We start from the raw sequence: 1,623 nt of genomic DNA, 5'->3' as shown, positions 1-1,623 counted from the left end.
ATATTTTTAATAAGTGGTTTAATAAGGGTGCAAAAGATCAGTAAGACGAGTTAAAAAAATTTTTTTCACTTTAAAATACGTAATGAAACCATTGGTACGACTACATTTTAAGAGGGAGTCGCCGCCTTCCACTTCAATCAAGAACTGGGGAGGTTTTTGATGGCTATGTTAAAGGTAGAGGTTGATTTAAGACAAAAAATGAGCTGGGAGATCTCCTCCAAGCTCATTTTAATTTGATTTTCTCTTTACTAAAGCACCCGTAGTTGATGAAGAAATACAATTTATTCGACTTCTGCATCAAGTAGAAAACCAATAAATTCTTCGTGTAGTGCGATGTCGTCTTGCAACGATTCTTTGGTTTCTCTATCTATTAAATCAACCAACAACTTGTCTGCTTGGTCATCCCCGCCATCGACCATCACTAATATAGAATGAATAACTCCTTCTATAAGTTCATTTTGTATTTTTCGAAAGGCAAGCAGTTCTTCGTCCGAAGTGATTTTGTTTGCCAGCAACTGATACTCCTCTTCACAGTTAGAAGCGATTAAATCAGCGTCAGGACTTAAATGTTCAACCGCAGTGTGTGTCCAATAATCTTTAATGTTCTTTAAGTTTTCAAAAAGTAATTTCTGTTTATCGGTAAGCATTATGAGTTCTCCTTGATTAAATTAGTTCTTAAAATAATTATACTCACTCTTCAACTAAACTGCTGGTTTAGTTTAATTGTAACATTTCACAAAGCATGTCTGAGATCAACTTAAGAACAACTTAATGTTTTGAACATAAAAATAGACCATCGAAATGATGCCCACATTTTGTTAAAGCACCCGTTCATAATTTAAGGTTAGCCAGATTTTTCTGGTTGACCTTTAGCTTAATAAGAATAATCCGTTTCTATAGTTTCTGAGACACATCTTATCTCGTCCCCAGAGTTTAATGTAATTGTAGTCTTAATAAATTCATCTTCTACTTCTAAATCAATTGAGTTGATATAAAAGCCACTTCCCCATGGTTCTAGCATTGGAACGTGTAAATTTCTTACCTCATTGAAATACAACTTAATTTCCCTTGTATTTGTGTCTTGGTTCGTCGCTGTAATTAGATTTATTTCTATTTCCTTTTTACTGTAATTAACCAATATATTTTGAAGTTCAGAATCGTGTAAATAAATGTCTTTTAATTTTTCGTAATTATTTATTGAATAAATAGCCACTTTGAACCCCTTTCTCATAACATTCTCAGATAAAAATATAGTACTTTTAACAAATTTTCTTATTGAACTAAACTGCACCTTCAGCTTAAGTGTAATATTTCACAAACTACATCGCTTCACGAATAAACAACCCTAGCCTTTAACATAGCCTTTTTAATTAGAGAAGCTTCTATTTATTAATTTCTATTTCATATACTTAAAGAGATTAATAGCGAGTATACTTTGATTTTGTTCCAGACTACGCTTTCCGCCGGCGTGGCTTCAGCCTCCTCGCTGCTGTGCTGAGGGCACTGAAAAAGTGCCTTTAAAACGTTTAGAGGTAGAGTATGAATGCAGGTTCTGTTCATCTTCTACTATTTTCTGAATCCATGTCTTTCCGTTCCGAGCGGATGCTTTCCAGGGGGCGGCCC

General features: G+C 34.4%; 2 protein-coding genes. Both read right to left on the bottom strand.

Annotation, left to right across the window (positions count from 1 at the left end):
- Positions 1-281 precede the first annotated feature (281 nt).
- On the bottom strand, positions 282-647 hold the full coding sequence (locus tag M3627_RS20320; protein WP_251557263.1) for a histidine kinase: 366 nt from the start codon (positions 645-647) through the stop codon (positions 282-284).
- Between the two features lie 227 nt (positions 648-874).
- Positions 875-1,213 carry a hypothetical protein gene (locus M3627_RS20315; protein WP_251557261.1) on the bottom strand — a complete coding sequence of 113 codons (339 nt, stop codon included), beginning with the start codon at positions 1,211-1,213 and terminating at the stop codon, positions 875-877.
- Positions 1,214-1,623: the final 410 nt, after the last annotated feature.

It is taken from the genome of Psychrobacillus sp. MER TA 171, from assembly GCF_023713305.1.
Classification (GTDB): Bacteria; Bacillota; Bacilli; order Bacillales_A; family Planococcaceae; genus Psychrobacillus.
Note: the sequence above shows the minus strand (reverse complement) of the source record. Positions and strands in the feature narration are given on the sequence as shown.

Coding starts and splice junctions, on each gene's coding strand:
- M3627_RS20320 (WP_251557263.1), bottom strand. CDS start 647: ATGCTTACCGATAAACAGAAATTACTTTTTGAAAACTTAAAGAACATT.